Annotated in this window: 25 protein-coding genes; 19 read left to right on the plus strand and 6 right to left on the minus strand. The window is 62.0% G+C overall.

Features of this window, described 5'->3' with window-relative positions; translation table 11 throughout:
- The first annotated feature begins 60 nt into the window (after positions 1-60).
- The 8 genes from EJL02_RS05505 (at position 61) to EJL02_RS05540 (ending at position 8,624) form a co-directional block, all read left to right on the plus strand.
- On the plus strand, positions 61-1,839 hold the full coding sequence (locus EJL02_RS05505) for an ATP-binding protein (protein WP_125115407.1): 1,779 nt from the start codon (positions 61-63) through the stop codon (positions 1,837-1,839).
- Entirely contained in the window at positions 1,836-3,152 is a 1,317-nt protein-coding gene (locus tag EJL02_RS05510; protein WP_125115408.1) for a hypothetical protein, read from the plus strand. The genes EJL02_RS05505 and EJL02_RS05510 overlap by 4 nt, the downstream gene beginning before the upstream one ends.
- A 16-nt stretch (positions 3,153-3,168) precedes the next feature.
- The gene (locus tag EJL02_RS05515) at positions 3,169-3,993 is read left to right on the plus strand and encodes a hypothetical protein (RefSeq protein WP_125115409.1); all 825 of its coding nucleotides are present in this window, start codon (positions 3,169-3,171) and stop codon (positions 3,991-3,993) included.
- A 151-nt stretch (positions 3,994-4,144) separates the two neighbouring features.
- Positions 4,145-5,440 (plus strand): UDP-N-acetylglucosamine 1-carboxyvinyltransferase, encoded by a 1,296-nt coding sequence (locus EJL02_RS05520; protein ID WP_125115410.1) that lies wholly within the window; start codon positions 4,145-4,147, stop codon positions 5,438-5,440.
- Positions 5,441-5,509: 69 nt separating this feature from the next.
- Positions 5,510-6,319 carry an MBL fold metallo-hydrolase gene (locus EJL02_RS05525; RefSeq protein WP_164510303.1) on the plus strand — a complete coding sequence of 270 codons (810 nt, stop codon included), beginning with the start codon at positions 5,510-5,512 and terminating at the stop codon, positions 6,317-6,319.
- Positions 6,301-6,783 carry a 23S rRNA (pseudouridine(1915)-N(3))-methyltransferase RlmH gene (gene rlmH, locus EJL02_RS05530; RefSeq protein ID WP_125115412.1) on the plus strand — a complete coding sequence of 161 codons (483 nt, stop codon included), beginning with the start codon at positions 6,301-6,303 and terminating at the stop codon, positions 6,781-6,783. The genes EJL02_RS05525 and rlmH overlap by 19 nt, the downstream gene beginning before the upstream one ends.
- Complete coding sequence (locus EJL02_RS05535; RefSeq protein ID WP_125115413.1) at positions 6,780-7,571, plus strand: esterase/lipase family protein; 792 nt, start codon at positions 6,780-6,782, stop codon at positions 7,569-7,571. The genes rlmH and EJL02_RS05535 overlap by 4 nt, the downstream gene beginning before the upstream one ends.
- 111 nt (positions 7,572-7,682) lie before the next feature.
- Positions 7,683-8,624, plus strand: coding sequence for a 1-phosphofructokinase family hexose kinase (locus EJL02_RS05540; RefSeq protein WP_125115414.1), 942 nt, complete (start codon positions 7,683-7,685; stop codon positions 8,622-8,624).
- Positions 8,625-8,652: 28 nt separating this feature from the next.
- On the opposite strand, the gene trmD is transcribed toward EJL02_RS05540, so the two are convergent.
- From trmD to ylxM, 6 genes are all read right to left on the minus strand, one after another.
- Positions 8,653-9,387: a tRNA (guanosine(37)-N1)-methyltransferase TrmD gene (gene trmD / locus EJL02_RS05545; RefSeq protein ID WP_125115415.1), complete on the minus strand. Its 735-nt coding sequence runs from the start codon at positions 9,385-9,387 to the stop codon at positions 8,653-8,655.
- Positions 9,384-9,890, minus strand: a complete 507-nt coding sequence (gene rimM, locus EJL02_RS05550; RefSeq protein WP_125115416.1) for a ribosome maturation factor RimM — start codon at positions 9,888-9,890, stop codon at positions 9,384-9,386. Before rimM ends, trmD begins: the two co-directional genes overlap by 4 nt.
- Positions 9,891-10,011: 121 nt before the next feature.
- Positions 10,012-10,242, minus strand: coding sequence for a KH domain-containing protein (locus EJL02_RS05555; RefSeq protein WP_031476974.1), 231 nt, complete (start codon positions 10,240-10,242; stop codon positions 10,012-10,014).
- A 14-nt stretch (positions 10,243-10,256) separates the two neighbouring features.
- Positions 10,257-10,499, minus strand: a complete 243-nt coding sequence (rpsP, locus tag EJL02_RS05560; protein ID WP_054327417.1) for a 30S ribosomal protein S16 — start codon at positions 10,497-10,499, stop codon at positions 10,257-10,259.
- Between the two features lie 68 nt (positions 10,500-10,567).
- Complete coding sequence (gene ffh / locus EJL02_RS05565; protein WP_125115417.1) at positions 10,568-11,929, minus strand: signal recognition particle protein; 1,362 nt, start codon at positions 11,927-11,929, stop codon at positions 10,568-10,570.
- A 1-nt stretch (position 11,930) separates the two neighbouring features.
- Complete coding sequence (gene ylxM, locus EJL02_RS05570; protein ID WP_125115418.1) at positions 11,931-12,302, minus strand: YlxM family DNA-binding protein; 372 nt, start codon at positions 12,300-12,302, stop codon at positions 11,931-11,933.
- Between the two features lie 196 nt (positions 12,303-12,498).
- Between ylxM and yfmF the strand changes: the two genes are divergently transcribed.
- The 11 genes from yfmF (at position 12,499) to EJL02_RS05625 (ending at position 22,474) form a co-directional block, all read left to right on the plus strand.
- The gene (yfmF, locus tag EJL02_RS05575; RefSeq protein ID WP_125115419.1) at positions 12,499-13,782 is read left to right on the plus strand and encodes an EF-P 5-aminopentanol modification-associated protein YfmF; all 1,284 of its coding nucleotides are present in this window, start codon (positions 12,499-12,501) and stop codon (positions 13,780-13,782) included.
- Positions 13,779-15,041 (plus strand): EF-P 5-aminopentanol modification-associated protein YfmH, encoded by a 1,263-nt coding sequence (yfmH, locus tag EJL02_RS05580; RefSeq protein ID WP_125115420.1) that lies wholly within the window; start codon positions 13,779-13,781, stop codon positions 15,039-15,041. The genes yfmF and yfmH overlap by 4 nt, the downstream gene beginning before the upstream one ends.
- 30 nt (positions 15,042-15,071) lie before the next feature.
- Complete coding sequence (gene lgt, locus EJL02_RS05585) at positions 15,072-16,022, plus strand: prolipoprotein diacylglyceryl transferase (RefSeq protein ID WP_125115421.1); 951 nt, start codon at positions 15,072-15,074, stop codon at positions 16,020-16,022.
- A gap of 14 nt (positions 16,023-16,036) precedes the next feature.
- The gene (gene folD / locus EJL02_RS05590; protein WP_125115422.1) at positions 16,037-16,888 is read left to right on the plus strand and encodes a bifunctional methylenetetrahydrofolate dehydrogenase/methenyltetrahydrofolate cyclohydrolase FolD; all 852 of its coding nucleotides are present in this window, start codon (positions 16,037-16,039) and stop codon (positions 16,886-16,888) included.
- 110 nt (positions 16,889-16,998) lie between these two features.
- Positions 16,999-17,676, plus strand: a complete 678-nt coding sequence (gene rpiA / locus EJL02_RS05595; RefSeq protein ID WP_125115423.1) for a ribose-5-phosphate isomerase RpiA — start codon at positions 16,999-17,001, stop codon at positions 17,674-17,676.
- Positions 17,677-17,720: 44 nt separating this feature from the next.
- Positions 17,721-18,323 (plus strand): hypothetical protein, encoded by a 603-nt coding sequence (locus EJL02_RS05600; RefSeq protein ID WP_125115424.1) that lies wholly within the window; start codon positions 17,721-17,723, stop codon positions 18,321-18,323.
- Positions 18,324-18,480: 157 nt separating this feature from the next.
- Positions 18,481-18,792: a 50S ribosomal protein L21 gene (gene rplU, locus EJL02_RS05605; RefSeq protein WP_125115425.1), complete on the plus strand. Its 312-nt coding sequence runs from the start codon at positions 18,481-18,483 to the stop codon at positions 18,790-18,792.
- Positions 18,793-18,796: 4 nt separating this feature from the next.
- Complete coding sequence (locus EJL02_RS05610) at positions 18,797-19,132, plus strand: ribosomal-processing cysteine protease Prp (protein ID WP_125115426.1); 336 nt, start codon at positions 18,797-18,799, stop codon at positions 19,130-19,132.
- Positions 19,119-19,397, plus strand: a complete 279-nt coding sequence (rpmA, locus tag EJL02_RS05615) for a 50S ribosomal protein L27 (protein WP_031476960.1) — start codon at positions 19,119-19,121, stop codon at positions 19,395-19,397. Before EJL02_RS05610 ends, rpmA begins: the two co-directional genes overlap by 14 nt.
- 77 nt (positions 19,398-19,474) lie before the next feature.
- Complete coding sequence (obgE, locus tag EJL02_RS05620) at positions 19,475-20,749, plus strand: GTPase ObgE (protein ID WP_125115427.1); 1,275 nt, start codon at positions 19,475-19,477, stop codon at positions 20,747-20,749.
- 201 nt (positions 20,750-20,950) lie between these two features.
- A complete protein-coding gene (locus EJL02_RS05625; protein ID WP_125115428.1) occupies positions 20,951-22,474 on the plus strand; it encodes a 4Fe-4S dicluster domain-containing protein in 1,524 nt (507 codons plus the stop codon).
- Positions 22,475-22,593: the final 119 nt, after the last annotated feature.

The raw sequence follows: 22,593 nt of genomic DNA on the forward strand, positions 1-22,593 counted from the left end.
CCCGGCACGGGAGAAAAAGAAAGTCGGCGCGGCGGCGCTGCGCACGCCGGAGGTGTTTGTTTGTTTCGTTCCTTACACATGAAGCTGGTGCTGATCCTGGTGCTGATGATCGTTTCGGTCATGGCGGTGGTGGGCACTTTCCTCATCAACAGCGTCAGCACGTTTTATCTGGACAGCTTCTATGAGCAGATGCAGAACGTGTTCAACCAGTCGAGCACGATGGATTCCCTGCGCGAAGCGGCCGCCGAACAGGGCGCGCCCGGATTGCAGACCGTCATCGCGGCACGCGAAAGCGCGCTGGGCATCGACGATTACCGCAACTACTATATTCTGGATGCCGAAGGCCGGTATCTGGAAGGCTCCAACCCCAACATCACGCTGACCCGGACCAGCAACATCGTCGCCGCCATGGCCGGCGAGATCGGTGACCGCTCTTCCGTCTCGGACAGCATGATGGATATTGCCGTGCCCATCGATAAGGATAGTAACGGCAGCGTGGACTACATTGTGTATATCACGGACGACAAAAGCGAGATCTCCGACCTGTCGTGGCGCTTTTTCCAGATCGTCATGCAGGCGATGATGTTCGGCCTGCTCGCGGCGATTTTGCTGTCCTTCCTGCTCAGCAAGACCATCACCACCCCGATCGAACGCATCACCGAAGGCGCGCGCTCGGTCGCGGAGGGCAATTTCGATCAGGATCTGGGCGTGCAGTCGTCCGACGAGATCGGCGAGCTGACCCGCTCGTTCAACTACATGGCCCGGCGGCTCAAAAGCACGGTGGGCGAGGTGCAGGGCGAACGCGACAAGCTGAGCACCCTGTTCCTGCACATGACCGACGGCGTGGCCGCGTTCACGACCGACGGCCGCCTGATCCACATGAACCCCGCCACCGAGAACCTGCTGGGCGTGCGCATGGAGGACAACCTGTCCTTCGACGAGATGTTCGCCGATCTGGACATGCCCAACTCGGATGAAACCGCCATGCGCAGCTTCCTGACCAGCGAGATCACGCGCCACGACCGCGTGCTGTCGGTCACGCTCGCGCCCTACGGCGCGCTCGACGGCGAGGGCGGTGTGATCGCGGTCATCCACGACATCACCGAGCAGCGCCGTCTGGACGACGCGCGGCGCGAATTTGTCGCCAACGTCTCGCACGAGCTGCGCACCCCGCTGACCAACATCCGCTCGTATACCGAAACCCTGCTCGACGCCGCGGGCGACATCCCGATCGACACCGAAAAGCAGTTTTTGGGCGTCATTTCGAGCGAATCCGAGCGCATGGCGCGCATCGTAACCGACCTGCTGACCCTGTCCAAGCTGGATTACGGCCGGATGGAACTGCGCATGACGCGCTTTTCGCTGTCCGACCTGCTGAAAAAGGTGGCCAACGCCATGCGCCTGACCGTACAGGACAACGGCCACGAGATGATCGTGGACGCGCCGGACGACCTGCCGCAGATCGTGGGCGACCGCGAGCGCATCGAGCAGGTGGTCGTCAACATCCTGTCCAACGCGGTCAAGTACACCCCGTCGGGCGGGCATATCCGCCTGTCGGCCTGCGTGCCGGCGAAAAACCGCGTGCGCATCACGGTCGAGGACGACGGCGTCGGCATCCCGGCGGCCGATGTGCCGCGCCTGTTTGAGCGCTTTTACCGTGTGGACAAGGCGCGCAGCCGTGCCGCGGGCGGCACGGGCCTCGGCCTTGCGATCGCCAAGGAGATCGTCGAGCAGCACGAGGGCAAGATCGCGCTGGCCAGTGAATACGGCAAGGGCACGACCGTCACCATCACCCTGCCGACCGACCTGACCCCGAACAGCGAGGAGGGTCCGGTATGAGAGGCGCGCAGCGGTCGGTGAAAAACACGGCGAAAAATGTGTCGCTGATCGTGCTGGTGGTGCTGCTGCTGTCACTTTGCGCCGCCAACTGGCTGACCGGGCTCAACATTGCCCAGATGCCGGCGGACAACTGGCTGCGGCGCGCGCACGACCATCTGTTCGGCGGCGCGGTGGGCTATGAGCTGCGCTCGTCCGGCGTGGCCGCGGCCGACCCGGCCCAGATCGCACTGACCGTGAACGGTCAGCTGTCCGGCGTGCAGTACGATGTAACCGAACTGGACGCCGCCGTTTCGGCCGTGCAGAGCCTGTGGGCGCAGGTGCTGGCCGGCGGCGACCTGACCACCGCCACCGAGGACGAACTGAACGCAGCACTGCGCGCGGGCGACTGTGCCGAGCTGCGCTACCACGGCGCGATCCCGCTGGGCGCGATCGCAGGCTGGATGGGCGGCAGCTGGAAGGACGGCGGCGACACCAATGTCGAAGCACTGGTCTATGCCGCAGGGGTGGAGCGCCTGTTCGTGCGCACCTCGGACGGCGCGCTGTACGCCGCTGCGGCCAAGGCGGACAAGAGCACGCTGCAAAGCGCGCAGGACGCCTTCCGCGGGCAGCCCTGCAAGTTTTCGGGCGAGGCCTACGCGGTCTATCCGGAAACGCTGCTGTTTGACAACGAAACCCTGTCCCTGCCGCTGCTGAACACCGAGGCGATCAACCTGTTCTCCACGCGCAGCGGCACCGGACTGGAAGACCTGCTGGAAGCCTTCGGGTTTACCGCCTATGCGGACTTTTACGCGGAACAAAACGATCAGGTGCGCGTGTTCATCGACAACGTCAGCACGCTGCGCGTGCACGCCGCGGGCCTGTTGCAATATGCCGCCGCCGCGGAAAACACCACGGTGCGCGCCTATGACGAAGGCGAGGTCAGCGGCCAGTCCGCGCTCGACGCGCAGATGGACTGCGCCCGCCTGATTCTGGACGCGGCGCTGCGCGCGGGCGAAACCGACACGCACGCCTCGCTCTACGCAGCCAACCAGGAGAACGGACAGACCACGCTGGTCTTTTTGCAGATGTACGGCGGCGTGCCTGTGCTGGGCGAAAACGACTTTGCGACCTTCACCTTTGAAGGCGGCGCGCTGGTCTCCGCGACCATCCGCCTGCAGCGGTTTTCCGCGCAGGACACCAGCCGCATCATCCTGCCCGCCCGGCAGGCGGCTGCGGGCGCAATGGGCGAAGCATGCAGCCTGATGGTTGCCTACCGCGCGCAGGAGGACGGAACCTACGTCCCCGCACGCTTCTATCTGAAAAGCGCCGCATGACGGGAGGTGAGGCCGCTTGCAATGGGATAAGGTAAAAAATGTGCTGATCGTCATTCTGCTGGCGGTCAACCTGTTTCTGATCGGCAACTTCGGCGCCAAGCTGTGGCAGAACCGGCAGCGCGCGGAGGAACTGGAAGCCAATCTGCGCACGCTGACGCAGGCCTACGGCATCCAGCTGAACGGTGCGTTCCACCTGCCGCAGGACAAGGTGCTGCCCACGCTGTCCATTGACCGCAGCCGCGCGGACGAGGAGGCGGTGGCACTGGCCATGCTGGGCGAGGACGCCGAGCGCACCGAGCAGGAGGACGGTACGGTGCAGTTCACGAGCGACCGCGGCAAGGCCGAATGGCGCGCGGACGGCACGATGCGGGCGGAGTGCACGACCGGACAGGACGCGCCCGCCGATGCGTCGGCGGCGCTGCGGCAGGCAAAACAGCTGTTTTCCGACTGGGGATTGCAGGCGGAGGACGCGTCGTTCACTTCGGACGGCCTGACCGTCACCCTGACCGGCACGGTCGCAGGCCAGCCGGTGCACAACCGCATGCTGACGCTGTCCTTTGAGAAAGACGGCAGCGTTTCCCTGACCGGCCTGTGGAGCTTCGGCACGCCGTACACCACCGTGCGCGGCAGCGGCGTTTCCTGCAACGCGGCCGACGCGCTGCTTGAATTTGCCGCCCGCGTGCAGGATACCACAGAGATCGATTCCATGACCGCGGGCTACCGCATGGAGGTGGACAGCAACCGCCGCCTGCAGCTTACGCCGACTTGGAAGATCGAGACCGATTCGGGCGAATATTTGGTGGATTGTGCCAAAAAAACGATTGTAGACCAGGAAAATTGAAAAAAAACTTTCCTTTATCAAAAATTGTGGTACAATAGATTGGATGAGAAATTTTACGCGCGCACCTGTCAAAGCGCGCAGTCATAGAATACAGTAGCAAGAAAGTTCACGCGACGGTTACGCGTACTGCAACAGTGAGGAGTAGGTAGGTTTGACCAAATATGTCATCAACGGCGGTAAAACGCTCAACGGAGAGGTCACGATCTCCGGCGCGAAGAACGCGGCGGTAGCGATCGTCCCGGCAGCTCTGCTGGCGGACGGTCCGGTCCGGATCGAGAACGTGCCCAAGATCATCGATGTGACGCTGCAGATGGAGATCATGCGCGAGCTTGGCGCACAGATCCGTCTGATCAACTCCACCACGGTGGAGATCCAGAATACCGAACACCCCAGCCTCAAGCCGCATGAGCTGGAGCGCAAGCTGCGCGCTTCCTATTATCTGCTCGGCGTGCTGCTGGGCAAATACGGTTATGCCGAAGTCGCCATGCCGGGCGGCTGCAACTTCGGCGGCGTGCGCCCGATCGACCAGCACATCAAGGGCTTTGAAGCGCTGGGCGCCAAGGTGACGCTGCCCAAGGGCGGATACATCCGCGCCGAGGCCCCCGAGGACGGCCTGCACGGCGCACATATCTATTTCGACGTGGTCTCGGTCGGCGCAACCATGAACATCATGCTCGCGGCCGTGCTGGCCAAGGGCCAGACCATCATGGAAAACTGCGCCAAGGAGCCGCATATCGTCGATCTGGCGAACTTTTTGAACGCCATGGGCGCAAACGTCAAGGGCGCGGGCACGGACGTCATCAAGATCCGCGGCGTCGAGCGCCTGCACGGCGGCAGCTATTCCATCATCCCCGACCAGATCGAGGCCGGCACGTTTATGGCGGCGGTCGCGGCCTGCGGCGGCTCGGTGCTGGTCAAGAACGTCATCCCCAAGCACCTCGAATGCATCACCGCAAAACTCAAGGAGATGAACGTCGAGGTCACCGAGTTTGACGACGCGGTGCTCGTGCGCCGCGAGGGCAAGCTTACCAAAACCAACATCAAAACCATGCCCTATCCGGGCTTCCCGACCGATATGCAGCCGCAGATGACGACCGCGCTGTGCCTTGCCGAAGGCACGAGCATCGTCACCGAGGGCGTATGGGACAGCCGTTACCGCTACACCGAAGAGCTGGCGCGCATGGGTGCGAACATCCATGTGGACGGCAAGATCGCGGTTGTCGAGGGCGTAAAAGAATTCAAGGGCGCACCGGTGCGCGCGCACGACCTGCGCGCGGGCGCGGCCATGGTCATCGCGGGCCTTGCGGCCAAGGGCGTGACCGAGGTCGAGCAGGTGCAGAACATCGAGCGCGGCTATGAGACGCTGGTGGAGAAATTTGTGGCGCTGGGCGCGGATATGTACCGCTCCGAGATCCCGGATTCCATGGGCGCGGCTGAGCGCGCATAACACAAAACGAACAGATACAGCGGAGGGGGCAACCTCTCCGCTGTTTTGGAAAGCAAAGGAGTTTCATCATTGGCGGAGCGGTATTATTACAGCATTGCAAGCGGCTCGACGGGCAACTGCGGGCTGTACCGAACGGACGGTGCGGCGATCCTGATCGACTTGGGCGTGTCCCTGCGCAAGATCACCACGGCGCTGGCCAGGCTGGGGCTCGGGCTCACGGACATTTCCGCCGTGCTGCTCACGCATGAGCACATCGACCATGTCAAGGGCCTGCCGATGTTCCTGAAAAAGGCGAAGGCGCCCGTGTTCGCCTCGCGCGGCACGGCCGAGGCGCTGGCGGCCAAAGACCCGTCCTGCATGGACCGCTTAAACGAGTTTGACAGCGGCGACGCTTTCTGGGTGCGCGATATTGACATTACGACCTTCGCCACGCCGCACGACGCGGCAGACAGCGTCGGTTACATACTCGAGCACGGCAGCCACCGCTTCGGTTTTGCCACCGACCTCGGCTTTGTGCCGCGCGAGGCGGCCGAGCTGCTGCGCGGCTGCGAGACGGTCGTTTTGGAGAGCAACCACGACCCGCACATGCTGCAGGCCGGGCCGTATCCGTACCCGCTCAAGATGCGCGTGGCTGGCCCGGCGGGACACCTGTCCAACCCGGACTGCGCGGTGTTCGCGGCCGATCTGGTGCGGCACGGCACGCGTAATCTGGTGCTCGCGCACCTGAGTGAAAAGAACAACATGCCCGCGCTCGCCTTGCAGCAGACGGTCAGCGCGCTGCACGGCCTGCCGGACTGCGCGGTGCAGGTCGCGCCGCGCGAGCGCATGGACGCACCGGTTTTGTTTGGGGAGGAAGCGCTATGCTCGCTGTCCGGCTGATCTGCGTGGGCAAACTCGGCGAAAAGTTCTGGGCCGAGGCCGTGCGCGAATATGAAAAGCGCCTTGGCGCATATTGTAAACTGGAAATCATCGAGCTGCCCGAGCAGCGGCTGCCGCAGACGCCCTCGGCGGGCGAAATCGCGCAGGCGCTGGACAAAGAGGCGGCGCTGATCGACGCGAAGATCCCACAGGGCGCGACCGTGATCGCGCTGTGCGTCGAGGGCAAGGAGCTCTCCTCCGAGCAGCTGGCCGACTACCTCGGCCGCCTGACCGTGACCGGTACGAGCCGCCTTTGCCTCGTGATCGGCGGGTCGTGCGGCCTGTCGGACAAGATCAAGGCGCGGGCCGCGCTGCGGCTGTCCATGTCGCCCATGACCTTCCCGCACCATCTCGCGCGCGTGATGGTGCTCGAGCAGCTGTACCGCGCGCTCAACATCGCCGCGGGCGGCAAATATCACAAATGAGCGGGAAGCAGGACTGCAAAACCCGCTATCCCCTGCTGCTGGCGCACGGTCTGGGTGTGACCGAACACGGCGGGCTGTATGTGCCGTGGGGGCGCGTGCCCGACGTGCTGCGCGCGCACGGCGCGGAAGTCTGCTTCGGCGGACAGGACGCATGGGGCAGCATCGAAACCGGCGCGGCGCAGCTGGCCGAGGCGGTGCGCAAAATCCGGCATCTGTACGGCTGCGAGCGCGTCAACATCATCGCCCACTCCAAGGGCGGGCTGGAAGCGCGCCACCTGATCTCCGCGATGGGATACGGCAAATACGTCGCCTCGCTCACCATGCTGTCCACCCCCAACCGCGGCTCGCGCGTAGCCGAGCTGCTGCTGCATGCCCGGCCGGGCGTTGCGGTCTGGGCGCGCGGCAACGACGCCTGGTGGCGGCAGGGCGGAGACAAACACCCGGACGCGCTGCGCGCGGGCGAACAGCTGACGCCTGCTTATCTGGAAATCTTCAACCGCACCCACCCGGACGCGTGTTGCGTCTATTACCAGAGCTGGGGCGCACGGCTGGGCAAACACAACACCGACGCCGCCATGCGGCTGACGCACGGGCTGTTTTATCCCGCGCACGGCGACAGCGACGGTCTGGTGACGCCGCAGTCCGCCCGCTGGGGCCGCTACCGCGGCACGCTCACGGGCGTCAGCCACCAGCAGCTGGTCGATGCGCAGGGCGTGGACAGCGGCGGCTTCGACGTGCGCGGGTTCTATGTCCGGCTGGTGCAGGAACTGGTGCAGATGGGATTCTGACCCGACGCGTCCGTACGTTTTGCACGAATCTTTACAAAAAGCATTTACATTACGCGCGCGATTGGGTAAAATAAAAAGTAAGAGAAAAATACGCAACAGGAGGGGCGCCCCATGATTATCACGATAACGCTCAACGCTGCGCTGGACCGCACCCAGCGGATCGAGCATCCGCTCGTGGTCGGCAAGCTCAACCGCGCGGTATCCAGCCATCTGGAACCCGGCGGCAAGGGCATCAATGTCTCCCGTGCGATCAAGGCACTGGGCGGCAACAGCGTTGCGCTCGGCTTTTGCGGAGGAACCAACGGCCGTATCCTCAAGGATATGCTGACGTCTGCCGATATCCACCATGACTTTGTCGATATCTCGGGTCAGATGCGTGTCAACACCCAGATCATCGACGCGCAGGGCGGGCATACCGAGGTCAACGAGCCGGGCAGCAAGATCGAGGACGCGGATTTCCTGCGTCTGCTCGACCGCATGGAAATGTACCTGCACGAGGGGAACATTTTCGTTCTGGCCGGTTCCACGCCGCCCGAATTCCCGCTGAAAAACTACCGCAAGCTGTGCAAGCTGATCAAAAAGCGCGGCTGCAAGCTGATCATCGACGCACAGGGCGACCTGCTGCTCGAAGCGCTGAAATGCGAGCCGGACTTCGTCAAGCCCAACATCTTCGAGCTGGCCGAGGCCGTGGGCGACAAGCCCTCCGCCGACCCCGAAGTGGTCGTGGTTTCCGCGCGCAAGATGCTCGACATGGGCGCGCGTGCGGTCTGTGTCTCGATGAGCCAGGAGGGCGCGGTGCTGGTCTCCAAGGATGAATCCGAGGCGCTCTATGTCAACACCAACCCCAAGATCTACGACGAAGGCGCAGTCGGCACGGGCGACGCGATGGTCGGTGCGATCGCCAACTCGATGAACAACAAGCTCAAGTTCGACGAGATGGCGCGCTATGCGGTCGCGACCGCGCGCGCGTGCAGCCGTCTGGCGGGCACCGAGATGGCCTCGCTCAAAAAGGTCTACGAGGTGTACGAAACCACGCAGGTCTACATACTGTAACGACGAAAATACAAAAAAGCCGGACGGTTCAGCCGTCCGGCTTTTCGATTTTCTCGAGGATCTTTTTATCCTGCTTGTCACGCGGGACAAACTGCGCGTACAGGTCGGGGCGGTCCGCCTTGGTGCGGCGCAGGCTCATCTCGCGCCGCCATGCTTCGATATTGGCGTGATGGCCGGAAAGCAGCACCTCAGGCACGGCGCGGCCGCGCCAGTTTTCCGGGCGGGTGTACTGCGGATGTTCCAAAAGCCCGTCCCAGTGGCTTTCGGCGGTGAACGCCTGCTCGTCGGGCAGCACGCCCGGCACCATGCGGCACACCGCGTCCGCGACCGCCATGGCCGGGATCTCGCCGCCGGTCAGCACAAAGTCGCCGATCGAGATTTCCTCATCCACGCACGCGTCGATGAAGCGCTGGTCGATGCCCTCGTAATGCCCGCAGACCAGAATGAAATGCTCGCGCGCGAGCAGCTCGCGGGCTTTGGCCTGGTCAAACGGCCGCCCCTGCGCGGACAGGAACACCGTATGGACGTGTTCGCCCGCGCACAGCGCCTCGTGGCACAGGTAAAGCGGCTCGGCCAGCATGACCTGCCCGCGGCCGCCGCCATAGGGCGCGTCGTCCGCCTTATGGTGCTTGTCGAGCGCGTAGTCGCGGATGTTGGTCGCGCGCACCTCGACCAGACCCTTTTGCTGCGCGCGGCCGATGATGCTTTCCCGCATGACCGCGTCGATCATCTCGGGAAACAGCGTCATGATGTCGATTTTCATTCCAGCAGCCCCTCGATGCTCTCAATATAGATCATGCCCGCCTGCATGTCGATCTCCTGCAAAAAGGGCTTGGCGGCCGGGACATAGACCAGACGGCCGTCGGTAGTCTTGATCTCGTACATATCGTGCGCCGGGTTGCTGGTGATCACGTCGCGCAGACGGCCGACCTCGCTGTCGGTGCGTCGGTCGAACACGACAAAGCCGAGGATATCCTGGATGAACACCAGATCCTCCGGCAGTTCCACGTCGTCCCGGTCGAGATGCAGCACGCGGCCGCGCAGCGCCTCGGCCTGCTCGACCGTATCGACGCCTTTCAGGTGCATGAGCACCATATTTTTGTGCACCTGCGCCTTTTCCACCGAAACAGGCGTGCTTTCGTCCAGATACAGCGTGTCAAAGTCGCACAGCACCTCGGGGCTGTCGCACCAGCTCTGCACCTTGAGGTCGCCGCGCACGCCGTGCGTGCCGACGATCTTGCCGGCCTCTAAAAATTGTTTGGGCATGTTGCCTCCTCCGTCTCTTGGGGGAATGACGCGCGTAAAAACGCGCGCGGATAACAAAAAATCGCCGCGCTGCGGCGATTTTTATACGGCGTTTGTCGCCGGAAACCGGGTTCCCGTCGATTCAGTCGAGGATATCGACTGTTACACGCTTGTTTTCGCGATTGCCTGCCGCTTTCATGAGTGTGCGGATTTCCTTTGCGATGCGGCCGTGACGACCGATGACGCGGCCCATGTCCCCAGGCGCCACGCGCAGGGAAAAGGTGACATTATCGCCGTCGATCTCCTCGGTGATGGCAATCGCATCCGGCTCGGAAACCAGATTTTTGACAATATAGGTCAATAACTCTTTCATTTCGATAGCCTCACTCAATTCAGCACACCGGCCTTCTTCAGGATGCCGCGAACCGTGTCGGTCGGCTGAGCGCCCTTCTTGATCCACTCCTGAGCACGGTCAGCGTCAACATTGACGGTAGCCGGGTCGGTCAGCGGGTTGTAGGTGCCGATCTCTTCGATGAAACGGCCGTCACGCGGGTAACGGGAATCAGCGACAACGATGCGGTAGAACGGAGCCTTCTTCGCGCCCAGACGGCGCAGTCTGATCTTTACCATGGATGATTCACCTCCTCTGAAATAGAAATTGATCTATTGTAAATTTCTTTACAAACAAAAGTTACGGGTCAGAACGGCAGCTTCATGCCGCCGAAGCCCGGGAAACCGCGGCGCTTTTTGCCTTTGCCGCCGCGGGCAAGGCCGGAAAGCTGTTTTGTCATCTTCTGCATGGCCTCAAACTGCTTGAGCAGCCGGTTGACCTGCTCGACCGACAGGCCGCAGCCCGCCGCGATGCGCTTTTTGCGCGAGAAATTGATGATGGAGGGGTTATCCCGCTCCTTGGGTGTCATGGACTGGATGATGGCTTCGGTGTGCGCCATCTGCTTTTCGTCGATTTTTGCACCGGCGAGGGCTTTTGCGTCCACGCCCGGCAGCATGCCGAGCATTTCCTCCATCGAGCCCATGTTTTTCATCTGCTGTAATTGGTCGTAAAAGTCGGTCAGCGTCAGCTTGCCGGCCATCATTTTCTTTGCGGTTTCGGCGGCCTGCTTCTGGTCGAAGGACTCCTGCGCCTTTTCGATCAGCGTCAGCACGTCGCCCATGCCGAGGATACGGCTTGCCATGCGGTCGGGGTGGAACGGCTCGATATCGCCAAGCTTTTCGCCCGTGCCGATAAACTTGATCGGCTTGCCGGTGACCGCCTTGACCGAGAGCGCTGCGCCGCCGCGGGCGTCGCCGTCCATCTTGCTCATCAGTACGCCGTCGATGCCGAGCGCCTCGTCAAAGGTCTGCGCGACCGTGACCGCGTCCTGACCGGTCATCGCATCGACGACCAGGATGATCTCGGTGGGCTTGACCGCCGCCTTGATGTTTTTCAGCTCGTCCATCAGCTTTTCGTCGATGTGCAGACGGCCTGCGGTGTCCAGGAACACCAGATCGAAGCCGTTTTTGCGGGCGTAGTCCACGCCGTGCTTTGCAATCTCGACCGGATCGCCCTGCCCTTCGTCAAAGACCGGGATGTCCAGCTGCTTACCGACCACCTTCAACTGATCGATCGCCGCGGGGCGGTAAACGTCGCACGCGACGAGCAGCGGGCGCCGCTGCTGCTGCTTGCGCAGGAGCGCCGCGAGCTTGGCGCAGTTGGTGGTCTTGCCCGCGCCCTGAAGGCCTGCCATCATGACGATGGTGGGCGGGTTGGGCGAGATGGTCAGTCTCGTGGTCTGGCCGCCGAGCAGCGCGACCAGCTCTTCGTTTACGATTTTGATGACCTGCTGGGTCGGGGACAGGCTTTCGAGGATCTCCGCGTCGGTCGCCTTTTCGGTGACCGCCTTGATGAAGTCCTTGGCCACCTTGAAGTTGACGTCGGCCTCCAGCAGCGCCATGCGGATTTCGCGCATCGCTTCCTTGATATCGGCCTCGGTCAGCCGTCCTTTGCTGCGCAGGTGCTTGAATGCGGATGAAATTTTTTCGGTAAGGCCTTCAAATGCCATGTTAAGCCTCCTGCCTGAGCTGTTCGAGCAGCGCCGCCATGCGGGAGAGGATATCCTCCGCCTCGCGGCTGTGCAGTTTGTCGGCGTTGAGCGCTAAGAGCGCTGTGACCTGCTGCGAAAGTTCCTCCGCACACCGTTCGGTGCCGCCGTAGCGGGCGACCAGACCGAGCTTTTCCTCCATCTCGCGCAGCGCGTGTTCCGCGCGCTTGATGCTGTCGCGCACCCCCTGACGGGTGATGCCCGCGTGCTCGGCAATCTCGGCCAGCGAAAGGTCTTCATTATAATACAGGTCGAACAGCTCGCGCTGTTTTTCCGTGAGCGTCTCGCCGTAAAAGTCGAACAGCAGGCTCATCTCGAGCGGTTTGCCTTTCATCGGCGGGCCTCCCTGAATAGTGTAAAGTGTTTCGCCTTTACATCGAACGTGACTATTCTACCGTATATTTGCCGCCGTGTCAAGGGAAAAATAGCGGAGAAGCCGGATTTTGTTCACATAATCTACGTTTGCTTCACACCTTGAATAATGCTATAATATTGCCCGTGGAAAAATCTTTCCGGAAATGAGGGAAATCATGCAACAAGTGACGCGGAAAAAGCTGGCCGCCGGGGTGAATCTCACCTGTGTGACCACGCCGAAATTCAAACGTGCGGTCATCCGGGCAGTGCTGCTGCTGCCGCTGGGCGGACCGGACGCAGCGCTGCGCGCCTGCCTGCCGCATGTGCTGCGGCGCGGCACCCGTCGCCTGCCCGACCTGCGCGCGATCGGCGCAGAGCTGGACGAGCTGTACGGCGCGCGCATCGAAGCGGTCGTGCGCCGCGAGGGCGAGCATGTGGCGGTCGGCTTTCTGTCCGACTGCATTGACGAAAGCTGCGCGCCGGGCGCGGACGGCCTGACCGCGGGCGTCATCCGCCTGCTGGCCGAGCTGCTGTGCGACCCGTACACGCAGGACGGCGTGTTCTGCCCGGATTACACGGCGGGCGAGCGCGAAAACCTGATCGACCGCATCGCGGCGCAGAAAAACGACCCGCGTTCGTGGGCGCCGCTGCGTCTGACGCAGCTGATGTGCGCGGACGAGGCATACGGCCAGCCGGTGTACGGCACCAAAGAACAGGCCGAGAAGATCACGGAAAACAAACTGTACGCGGCCTACCGCCGCGCGCTGGAACAGGCGCAGATCGAGCTGTTTTACTGCGGCCCGCTCGCGGCCGAGGCGGTCGAAGGGCTGTTTGCCGGCACGCCGCTGACCCAGCCGCGCACGAACGCGGGCACGCTGCCGCCCACCGTGGTGCTCGCGCAGCCGAAGGGCGACGCGCGCGAGATCATTGAGGAAGAGGCGGTCACACAGGGCAAGCTGTCGCTCGGCTTCCGCACGGGCGGGGCCAGCCTAACCGGCGGGGACGCCGCAGCCTACTGGATGTTCCAGACGCTGTACGGCGGCTCGACCAGCTCCAAGCTGTTTCTCAACGTGCGCGAAAAACAGTCGCTCTGCTACTACGCGAGCGCGCAGTTTATCGCCTCCAAGGGCATCATGATGGTGAACTCCGGCATCGAAAACGACAAATTCGCGGTCGCGCGGGACGAGATCCTGCGCCAGCTGGACGCCTGCCGCGCGGGCGACATCACGGACGCGGAGATTGACGGCGCGCGCCGCACGCTCATCACCAACTGGGGCGCCATGCTGGACGACCCGCTAACGCTCGAGCGGTACTGGCTCGGTCAGGCCGCCGCGGGCACGCTGATCTCGCCCGAAGAGCGCATCGCACAGGTGACGGCCGTGGACCGCGCGCGCATCGTTGCGGCGGCGCAGACGACCGCACTCGACACGGTATACTTTATGAAGGGGGCGGGGGAATGAGCAAGGTTTGGACCGCCCTGCGCGAGCGCGCGGAGGAGCGCACGCTGGACAACGGCCTGCGCGTGTGCTATCTGCCCAAGGAGGGCTTCGGCAAGACGTTCGCGATCCTCGCGACCGACTTCGGTTCGGTGGATGCGTCCTTCACGTTTGAAGGGACGCGCTATGACACGCCCGCGGGCGTGGCGCACTTCCTCGAGCACAAGATGTTTGAGGATGAGGACGGCAACGCGCTGCAAAAGTTTGCGCGCACGGGGGCAAGCCCCAACGCCTTCACCAGCCACACGATGACGGCATACCACTTTGCCTGCACCGAGCGGTTTGCGGAAAATCTGGAAATCCTGCTGAAATTCGTGTTTACGCCGTATTTCACCGAGGAAAACGTCGCCAAGGAACGCGGCATCATCGGTCAGGAGATCGGCATGATGGACGACACGCCCGGCTGGCAGCTATTCTGCGGCGTGCTCGAGGGGCTGTACCGCAGCCATCCGGTGCGCGTGCCAATCGCGGGCAGCGTGGAAAGCATCGCGCGCATCACGCCCGAGGTGCTGTACACCTGCCACCGCGCGTTTTACAGCCCGAAGAACATGGCGCTGATCGTGTGCGGCACGGCGGATTTCGACGAAGTCTGCCGCATGGCGGCGCGGCTTTCGCCCGCCGACGCGCCCGAGATCGGCGAGCGGCACTACGGCGCGCGCCGGGACGCGGTCAATGAGCTGACGGTCACGCGCCACATGCCGGTGTCGCGGCCGCAGTTTATGCTGGGCTTTAAGGATACGCCGCTGGAACAGGGCGAAAGCCGCCTGCGGCGCACGTTGCTGGGCGAGCTGGCGGTGCGCATCCTGTGCGGCGACACTGCGCCGCTGTATGCGGAGCTGTACGAAAAGCGGCTGATCGGCCGCGATTTCGATACGGATTATATGCTCATCCCCGAGGGCGCGGCGGCGATCCTCGGCGGCGAGAGCCGCGATCCGGAGGCCGCACGCGCGGCCATTGAGCGGGAAACCGCGCGCCTTGCGCGCGAAGGCGTGGAAAAAGCGCTGTTTGACCGCATGAAAAAGGCGCTTTACGGCCTGTATCTGCGGGTGCTGGACGTGCCGGAGGCATATGCGCGGCAGGAGGCGACCGCCCTGTTCGCGGGCGAACATTACGCCGACTTTGCCGCCCTGTTCGACACCATCTCCCCGCAGGACGTGCAGGCGGTATTTGCACGCTGGGCACAGCGCGACCGATCTTCCATGTCGGTTGTTCTGCCCAAATAAAAGATTTCGACAGCAAAGGAAGCAAACATCATGGAACATGCAATCTCTTTCCCGGCGCTCGGACTGGATTTCCAGATCAGCCGCGTTGCCGCGAACGTATTCGGTAAGGATATCTACTGGTACGGCATCATCATCTGCGTCGGCTTTGTGCTGGCAGCGCTGTATGTCAACGCACACGTCAAGGAATTCGGCTGTACGTCGGACAACCTGATGGACTGCCTGATCATCTGCGTGCCGGTGGGCATCATCTGCGCGCGCATTTATTATGTCATCTTTGAATGGGGCTATTACAGCCAGCATCCGAGCGAAATCATCGCGGTCTGGAACGGCGGCATTGCGATCTATGGCGCGGTGATCGGCGTGGTGATCGCGCTGTATATTTACAGCCGGGTCAAAAAGGTTCCGTTTGCCAGCCTGTGCGATCTGGCGGCCCTCGGCCTGCTGATCGGCCAGTGCATCGGCCGCTGGGGCAATTTCGTCAACGGCGAGGCGCACGGCGGCCCGACCGACCTGCCCTGGGGCATGTCGATCGACGGCGCGGATGCCGTGCACCCCACCTTCCTGTACGAATCGGTCTGGAACCTGGTGGGCTTTATTGCGCTGCATTTCTATTCCAAAAAGCGCAAATTCCGGGGCGAGCTGGCGCTTTTGTATGTCGCGTGGTACGGCCTCGGCCGCGCATGGATCGAGGGCCTGCGCACGGACAGCCTGTATATCGGCTCGCTGCGCGTTTCGCAGGTGCTTGCAGCGGTCAGCTGCATCGTGGCCATCGTGCTGCTGGTGCGCAAGTATAACCGCCTGAAGGTCGCCAAGGCGTTCTATGTGCCGCCCAAGGCCGAGCCCGTGCCGGCCGCGGACGCACCGGCCGAACAGCCGGCAGACGGCGCTGCGCAGCCCGCGCCCGCCGCAGCAGACGACGAAAAAACCGGCGACGCGGACGGACAAACGCCGCCGGCGGAACCAAAACAGACAGAAAACTAAGGGGGATCTTTTGAATGAGTGCAGTAAGAATGGACGGTAAGGCGCTGTCGGCCAAGGTGCGCGGCAGCATTCTGGCGGAAACCGCGGAGTTGAAAAAGCAGGGCATCACACCCGGCCTCGCGGTCATCATCGTGGGCAACGACCCGGCGAGCGAAATCTACGTCCGCAACAAGGAAAAGGCGTGCGCGGAGTGCGGCATTTACAGCGAAAAGTACGCCCTGCCCGAAGAGACCACGCAGGAGGAGCTGCTCGGCCTGATCGCGCAGCTGAACGTTAGCCCCAAGATCTCGGGCATCCTGTGCCAGATGCCTGTGCCGGGGCACATCTCCGAGCAGGCGGTCATCGACGCCATCGACCCGAAAAAGGACGTTGATGCGTTCCATCCGGTCAACGTCGGCAAGATTATGACCGGTAACTTCGACTTTGTCCCCTGCACGCCCGCGGGCGTTATGGAGCTGCTCGACGAATACGGCATCGACCCCAAGGGCAAGGAATGCGTCGTCGTCGGCCGCTCGAACATTGTCGGCAAGCCGATGAGCATGCTGCTGCTGCACCGCCACGGCACGGTGACCATGTGCCACAGCCGCACGCAGCATCTGGACGAGGTCTGCCGCCGCGCGGACATTCTGGTTGCAGCGGTCGGCAAGGCTGGCTTCATCACGCCCGATATGGTAAAGGACGGCGCGGTCGTCATCGACGTGGGCATCAACCGCAACGCGGCGGGCAAGGTCTGCGGCGACGTCGATCCGGCGGTGGCCGAAAAGGCGTCCTTTATGACGCCCGTGCCGGGCGGCGCAGGCCCCATGACCATCACCATGCTGATGAAAAACACGCTCAAGGCGGCAAAGCTTCAGCACCAAGCATAATCCCTAGCGCTTTTGTGCGGAAATGATTGACCTTTTTTGCCAATCACTTTATAATAAAAGTAATAATGCTGCCGGGATCATCCGGCGCGGACGGCAGGGAGGAAATAACTATGGATATGAAAAAGCTGGCCGGCGATAAGGCCGCTACATACGTCAAGGACGGCATGGTCGTCGGTCTGGGCACCGGTTCGACCGCCTATCATATGGTCAACGCGGTGGGCGAGATGGTCAAGAACGGTCTGAAGATCCAGGCGATCCCGACCTCCAAGGCCACCGAGGCGCAGGCGCGCGAGCTGGGCATCCCGCTGCTGACGATCGATCAGGTCGATCATGTCGATCTGGACATCGACGGCGTCGACGAGATCGACCCGCAGTTCAACGCCATCAAGGGCGGCGGCGGCGCGCTGTACCGCGAAAAGGTCGTGGCGACGCTCGCCAAGGAAGTCATCTGGATCATGGACGAGAGCAAGCTCGTGGACAAGATCGGCGCGTTCCACCTGCCGGTTGAGATCGCCCAGTACGGCTCCAAGCAGGCCATGGCCAAGATGGAGGAATACGGTTTCCATCCGGTGCTGCGCGTCAAAGACGGCAAGACCTTTGTCACCGATAACGGCAACTTCATCGCCGACCTGCATCTGGGCGCGGGCTTCGATATCGAGGACGTCCGCCAGAAGATCAGCGGCATCGTGGGCGTGCTGGAGCACGGCCTGTTCCTCAACATGTGCAAACGCATGATCGTCGGCTGCGCTTCGGGCGAAGTCAAGGTCATCGAGAACCCCGCAAAGTGATGGGGGAAAGACGCACTTCGGAAAACGGGACTGGAGGAAAGACCATGGAACGAACCACGACACGCCGACGGCCATCCAAAAAGCCCGTGAAACTCAACTACCGCATGATGCTGTGCATCGCGGTGCTGGTGTTTTTCCTGCTGGCGCTGCTGTTTTTCATCCTGTTTTTGTCGCGCGGCGGCAAGATCAGCGACCTGAACAAGCAGATCGAAACGCTGAACGGCGAAAAGACCACCCTTTCCGATCAGGTCAACTCCCTGACGCAGGAAAACCAGACCCTGCTGTCCGGGCTGACCGATGCGCTGCCCGATCCGACTACCGCGCAGACCGACAGCCTGCCCGACCTGATCCCGCAGCTGACCGAGGGTGTGTACGTTGTGCACAGCACGGGTTCGCAGTACCAGTACCTCAGCATCCCGGCAGGGTATTTGCAGGATAAGCTCGCCGCGTACCGCGACGACGCCGCAGGCTACACCGTAGTCGAGGGCGACGCGCCCACCTGCACCTATTGGGTGCTGTTCTCCGACCGGGTGATCGGCCTGGCCGAGGGCGATCAGGGCTTTGTCAGCATGGACCGCGCCGCCACCGGCAGCGCAACGACCGTGCCGAGCGGCATGTATGCCTTTGTGGCAAGCTTTTTTGCCTGACAAATTCAAAAAAACGCGCGGCAGGGCTTGACAGAGTCCTGCCGCTTGTGTTATGCTACTAAAAGCCGCATTGTGCATTGGCTCTTGTTAAGTGCGCCCGATTCCCGGTCGCCGCCGTGCCAAGCGTGACTCTACAACGAAAGAGAGGGAAAACCACATGTATGCCATTTTGAAAACTGGCGGCAAGCAGTACAAGGTATCTGAGGGCGACGTGATCTACGTTGAGAAGCTCGGCGTGGAGGACGGCGCGACCGTTACGTTTGACGAGGTTCTGGCCGTAGGCGAGGGCGACGCGCTCACCGTTGGCGCTCCGTATGTTTCCGGCGCCGCTGTAACCGGCACGGTTGAAAAGACCGGCAAGGGCAAGAAGATCAACATCTTCAAGATGAAGCCCAAGAAGGGTTACCGCAAGCGTCAGGGTCATCGCCAGCCGTACACCAAGGTGACCATCGCGTCCATCAAGGCGTAAGGCAGTGACCAAAGTCACTTTTTCGTCGCGGGGAGGCAAGCTCCTTTCGGTGGACATCCTCGGTCACGCGGGATACGCGGACGAGGGCGAAGACATCGTTTGCGCGGCGATTTCCAGCGCGGTCATGCTGACGACAGTATTGCTTGACGACATCCAACATGTCCCAGCCGATACTATTTCGCAGGATGAAGATACTCGCATTCGTATCACATTGCAAGAAAGCGGTGTGGAGCGCGGACAAGATGCGTTGCGTGCGTTGAAGCTGTATCTTTCCGTACTGGAACAGAATTATTCGGAATTTTTGAGCGTAATGGAGGTGCACACAGATGCTGAAGATTAGCTTACAGTTTTTCGCTCATAAAAAGGGCGTAGGTTCGACCAAGAACGGCCGTGACTCCGAGGCAAAGCGCCTTGGCGTTAAGCGCGCGGACGGCCAGACCGTTCCGGCGGGCAACATCCTCGTCCGTCAGCGCGGCACGAAGATCCATCCGGGTCTGAACGTAGGCCGCGGCAAGGACGACACTCTGTTTGCAAAGGTTGAGGGCGTTGTTCGTTTCGAGCGCCTGGGCAAGGACCGCAAGCAGGTTTCCGTTTACCCGCAGTAAACCAATAAGTATGACAAAATCCCAGACGGTTGTCTGGGATTTTGTTTTAACACGCATACGAAAGGAGGGCTTTCCCCTTGTTTATTGATATTGCCAAGATCAAGATCGTTTCCGGTAAGGGCGGCGACGGCAAGGTCGGTTTCCACCGCGAGAAGTATATCGCTTCCGGCGGCCCGGACGGCGGCGACGGCGGCCGCGGCGGCTCGGTCATCTTCAAGGTGGACGACAATCTGTCCACCCTGCTGGATTTCCGCTACAAGAAGAAATACGTCGCCGGCGCGGGCGAGAACGGCGGCAGCAAGCGCTGCAAGGGCAAGGACGGCGCGGACCTGATCATCCGCGTGCCGCGCGGCACGATCATCCGCGACCAAAAGACCGGACAGGTCATCAAGGACCTGTCGGACGACGAGCCGTTCGTCGCGGCCAAGGGCGGCAACGGCGGCTGGGGCAACACGCATTTCGCCACCCCGACCCGTCAGGCGCCGCGCTTTGCCAAGCCCGGCCAGCCGGGCGTCGAGCGCGACATCATCCTCGAGCTCAAACTGCTCGCGGACGTCGGTCTGGTCGGCTTCCCGAACGTCGGCAAATCGACGCTTTTGAGCATGGTATCCGCGGCGCGGCCCAAGATCGCCAACTACCATTTCACCACCCTCGTGCCCAATCTGGGCGTGGTGTCGGTCGGCGAGGAGCAGAGTTTCGTCATGGCCGACATTCCCGGCATCATCGAGGGCGCGGCCGAAGGCGCGGGTCTGGGGCACGACTTTTTGCGCCACATCGACCGCTGCCGCCTGCTGCTGCATCTGGTGGATGCAGCGGGCAGCGAAGGCCGCGACCCGCTCGACGACATCGAGAAAATCAACGCCGAGCTTGCCGGTTACAGCGAGTTTCTGGCGGCGCGTCCGCAGATCATCGTCGCCAACAAGGTCGATCTGCTGGGCGACGACCGCGAGCCGGTCGAAAAGCTCAAAAAATACGCGGAAGAGCACGGCTTTTTGTTCGCCGAGCTGTCCGCCGCCACCAACCAGGGCGTGGCCGAGCTGATGAAGCTGACCTGGCACGAGCTGCAGCAGCTGCCGCCCGTGTTCACCTATGAGCCGGAGTTCGTCGAAACGCCCGAGGACACCACGGGCGAGCGCGACTGGACGGTCGAAAAGGTGGACGATTACTATGTTGTTTCGGGCGCATGGGTGGACAAGATCATGGGCTCGGTCAACGTGGACGACTACGAGTCCCGCCAGTATATGGACCGCATGCTCAAGAGCGCGGGCGTATACGACAAGCTCGAGCAGATGGGCGTGCAGGAAGGCGACTTCGTCGTCATCGGCGACCTCGAATTCGAATACGTTTATTGATCTTGCGCCTGCTGCACGGGTTGCAACAGGTTGTGCAAAAACCGGCAGCGGAAAATTGTTAAATTTTCTACAATTTATGTCTTTACAAGATTCCCACTTTGCGGTATCCTGATAATAGGTATGGATATGTCCTGTTTCAGGGCAGAGTACCGCCCTGCATCCAAATAAAACGACTTGAATACAAGGGGGATTTTTATAATCATGAGAGGCGTAGAGACCCGCATTCAGGAGATCCGGCGTCGTATTTTCCGCGAGGTAGCCCGCATGGCTTACCATACGGAGTGGCCGACCGATCGGCGAATCGAAGCGCTCCCGTATGAGATCATTCCGGGCGAAGTCGGCAATTTCCGCAACGACATCTTCCTCGAGCGCGCCATCGTCGGCGAGCGCCTGCGTCTGGCAATGGGCCTGCCCTGCCGCAACGCAGCGCAGCATTCGCCGGTGTCGGACAACATCGAGGCAGCTACCCGTGAAGAAACCTACTACACGCCGCCGCTGGTCAACATCATCAAGTTCGCCTGCAACGCGTGCAAGGAAAACGAAATTATGGTCACCGACGGCTGCCAGGGCTGTCTGGCGCATCCGTGCGTCGAGGTCTGCCCCAAGGGCGCCATCACGCTCGACCGCTATAACGGCCGTTCGCACATCGATCAGGAAAAGTGCATCAAGTGCGGCCGCTGCGTGGATGTCTGCTCGTACAAGGCGATCATCCATCAGGTGCGCCCGTGCGCCGCGGCCTGCGGCGTGGACGCGATCCACAGCGACAAGAACGGCAAGGCCGATATCGACTATGAAAAGTGCGTCTCCTGCGGCATGTGCCTGGTCAACTGCCCGTTCGGCGCGATCGCGGACAAGTCCCAGATCTTCCAGGTGATCCGCGCGATCCAGGCAGGCGAGCGCGTATACGCCGCCGTGGCGCCCGCATTTGTCGGTCAGTTCGGCCCCAAGGTCACCCCGGGCAAGCTGCGTGCTGCGATGAAGCAGCTGGGCTTTGCCGATATTCTGGAAGTCGCGATCGGCGCGGACCTGTGCGCGGCACAGGAAGCCGAGGACTTTGTCAAGGAAGTCCCGGAAAAGCTGCCGTATATGGGCACTTCGTGCTGCCCGGCATGGTCCGTGATGGCCAAGAAGATGTTCCCCGATCAGGCGGACTGCATCTCGATGGCGCTGACCCCGATGACGCTGACCGCGCGCCTGATCAAGCACCATCATCCGGACGCCAAGGTCGCCTTCATCGGCCCCTGCGCGGCCAAGAAGCTGGAAGCCATGCGCAAGGACGTCCGCAGTGAAGTGGACTTCGTGCTGACGTTTGAAGAGATGACCGGTATTTTCGACGCACGCCATGTCGATCTCGAGTCCCTGCCCGAAGATCCGCACGGCGTCAACGACGCGTCCACCGACGGCCGTAACTTTGCGGTGTCCGGCGGCGTGGCGCAGGCGGTCGTCAATGTCATCAAGGAGAAATACCCCGACCGCGAAATCAACGTGGTCAACGCCGAGGGTCTGCGCGAGTGCCGCAAGATGCTGCAGGCGGCCAAGGCCGGCAAGTACAACGGCTATCTGCTCGAAGGCATGGCCTGCCCGGGCGGCTGTGTCGCCGGCGCGGGCACAATGCAGGCGATCAAGAAGTCGGCAGCCGTGGTCGGCTTGTACGCCAAGCAGGCCGAGCACAAGACCGCAACCGGCACCGAATACGTCAAGGAGCTGGACAAGCTGGTCGATTGATCCGAACGCAAATCAAAAAGAACCGCCTTTGGGCGGTTCTTTTTTTGCGCCTTGCGCCGCATCGGCGCGCCATCCGCCTCGCAAAAGCCAAAAAAACGGACGCAAATGCGTCCGTTTTT

Source organism: Agathobaculum sp. Marseille-P7918 (genome assembly GCF_900625105.1).
Taxonomy (GTDB): Bacteria; Bacillota; Clostridia; order Oscillospirales; family Butyricicoccaceae; genus Agathobaculum.

What these genes read in the sequence shown, in the direction of transcription:
- EJL02_RS05555 (WP_031476974.1), bottom strand. Translation starts at nt 10,242, where the DNA reads ATGAAAGAGTTATTGACCTATATTGTCAAAAATCTGGTTTCCGAGCCG.
- ylxM (WP_125115418.1), bottom strand. Translation starts at nt 12,302, where the DNA reads ATGAAAGGCAAACCGCTCGAGATGAGCCTGCTGTTCGACTTTTACGGC.
- rimM (WP_125115416.1), bottom strand. Translation starts at nt 9,890, where the DNA reads ATGCCCAAACAATTTTTAGAGGCCGGCAAGATCGTCGGCACGCACGGC.
- trmD (WP_125115415.1), bottom strand. Translation starts at nt 9,387, where the DNA reads ATGAAAATCGACATCATGACGCTGTTTCCCGAGATGATCGACGCGGTC.
- folD (WP_125115422.1), top strand. Translation starts at nt 16,037, where the DNA reads ATGAGTGCAGTAAGAATGGACGGTAAGGCGCTGTCGGCCAAGGTGCGC.
- rpsP (WP_054327417.1), bottom strand. Translation starts at nt 10,499, where the DNA reads ATGGTAAAGATCAGACTGCGCCGTCTGGGCGCGAAGAAGGCTCCGTTC.
- EJL02_RS05535 (WP_125115413.1), top strand. Translation starts at nt 6,780, where the DNA reads ATGAGCGGGAAGCAGGACTGCAAAACCCGCTATCCCCTGCTGCTGGCG.
- rlmH (WP_125115412.1), top strand. Translation starts at nt 6,301, where the DNA reads ATGCTCGCTGTCCGGCTGATCTGCGTGGGCAAACTCGGCGAAAAGTTC.
- ffh (WP_125115417.1), bottom strand. Translation starts at nt 11,929, where the DNA reads ATGGCATTTGAAGGCCTTACCGAAAAAATTTCATCCGCATTCAAGCAC.
- rplU (WP_125115425.1), top strand. Translation starts at nt 18,481, where the DNA reads ATGTATGCCATTTTGAAAACTGGCGGCAAGCAGTACAAGGTATCTGAG.
- yfmF (WP_125115419.1), top strand. Translation starts at nt 12,499, where the DNA reads ATGCAACAAGTGACGCGGAAAAAGCTGGCCGCCGGGGTGAATCTCACC.
- EJL02_RS05510 (WP_125115408.1), top strand. Translation starts at nt 1,836, where the DNA reads ATGAGAGGCGCGCAGCGGTCGGTGAAAAACACGGCGAAAAATGTGTCG.
- rpiA (WP_125115423.1), top strand. Translation starts at nt 16,999, where the DNA reads ATGGATATGAAAAAGCTGGCCGGCGATAAGGCCGCTACATACGTCAAG.
- rpmA (WP_031476960.1), top strand. Translation starts at nt 19,119, where the DNA reads ATGCTGAAGATTAGCTTACAGTTTTTCGCTCATAAAAAGGGCGTAGGT.
- EJL02_RS05625 (WP_125115428.1), top strand. Translation starts at nt 20,951, where the DNA reads ATGAGAGGCGTAGAGACCCGCATTCAGGAGATCCGGCGTCGTATTTTC.
- EJL02_RS05540 (WP_125115414.1), top strand. Translation starts at nt 7,683, where the DNA reads ATGATTATCACGATAACGCTCAACGCTGCGCTGGACCGCACCCAGCGG.
- EJL02_RS05600 (WP_125115424.1), top strand. Translation starts at nt 17,721, where the DNA reads ATGGAACGAACCACGACACGCCGACGGCCATCCAAAAAGCCCGTGAAA.
- yfmH (WP_125115420.1), top strand. Translation starts at nt 13,779, where the DNA reads ATGAGCAAGGTTTGGACCGCCCTGCGCGAGCGCGCGGAGGAGCGCACG.
- lgt (WP_125115421.1), top strand. Translation starts at nt 15,072, where the DNA reads ATGGAACATGCAATCTCTTTCCCGGCGCTCGGACTGGATTTCCAGATC.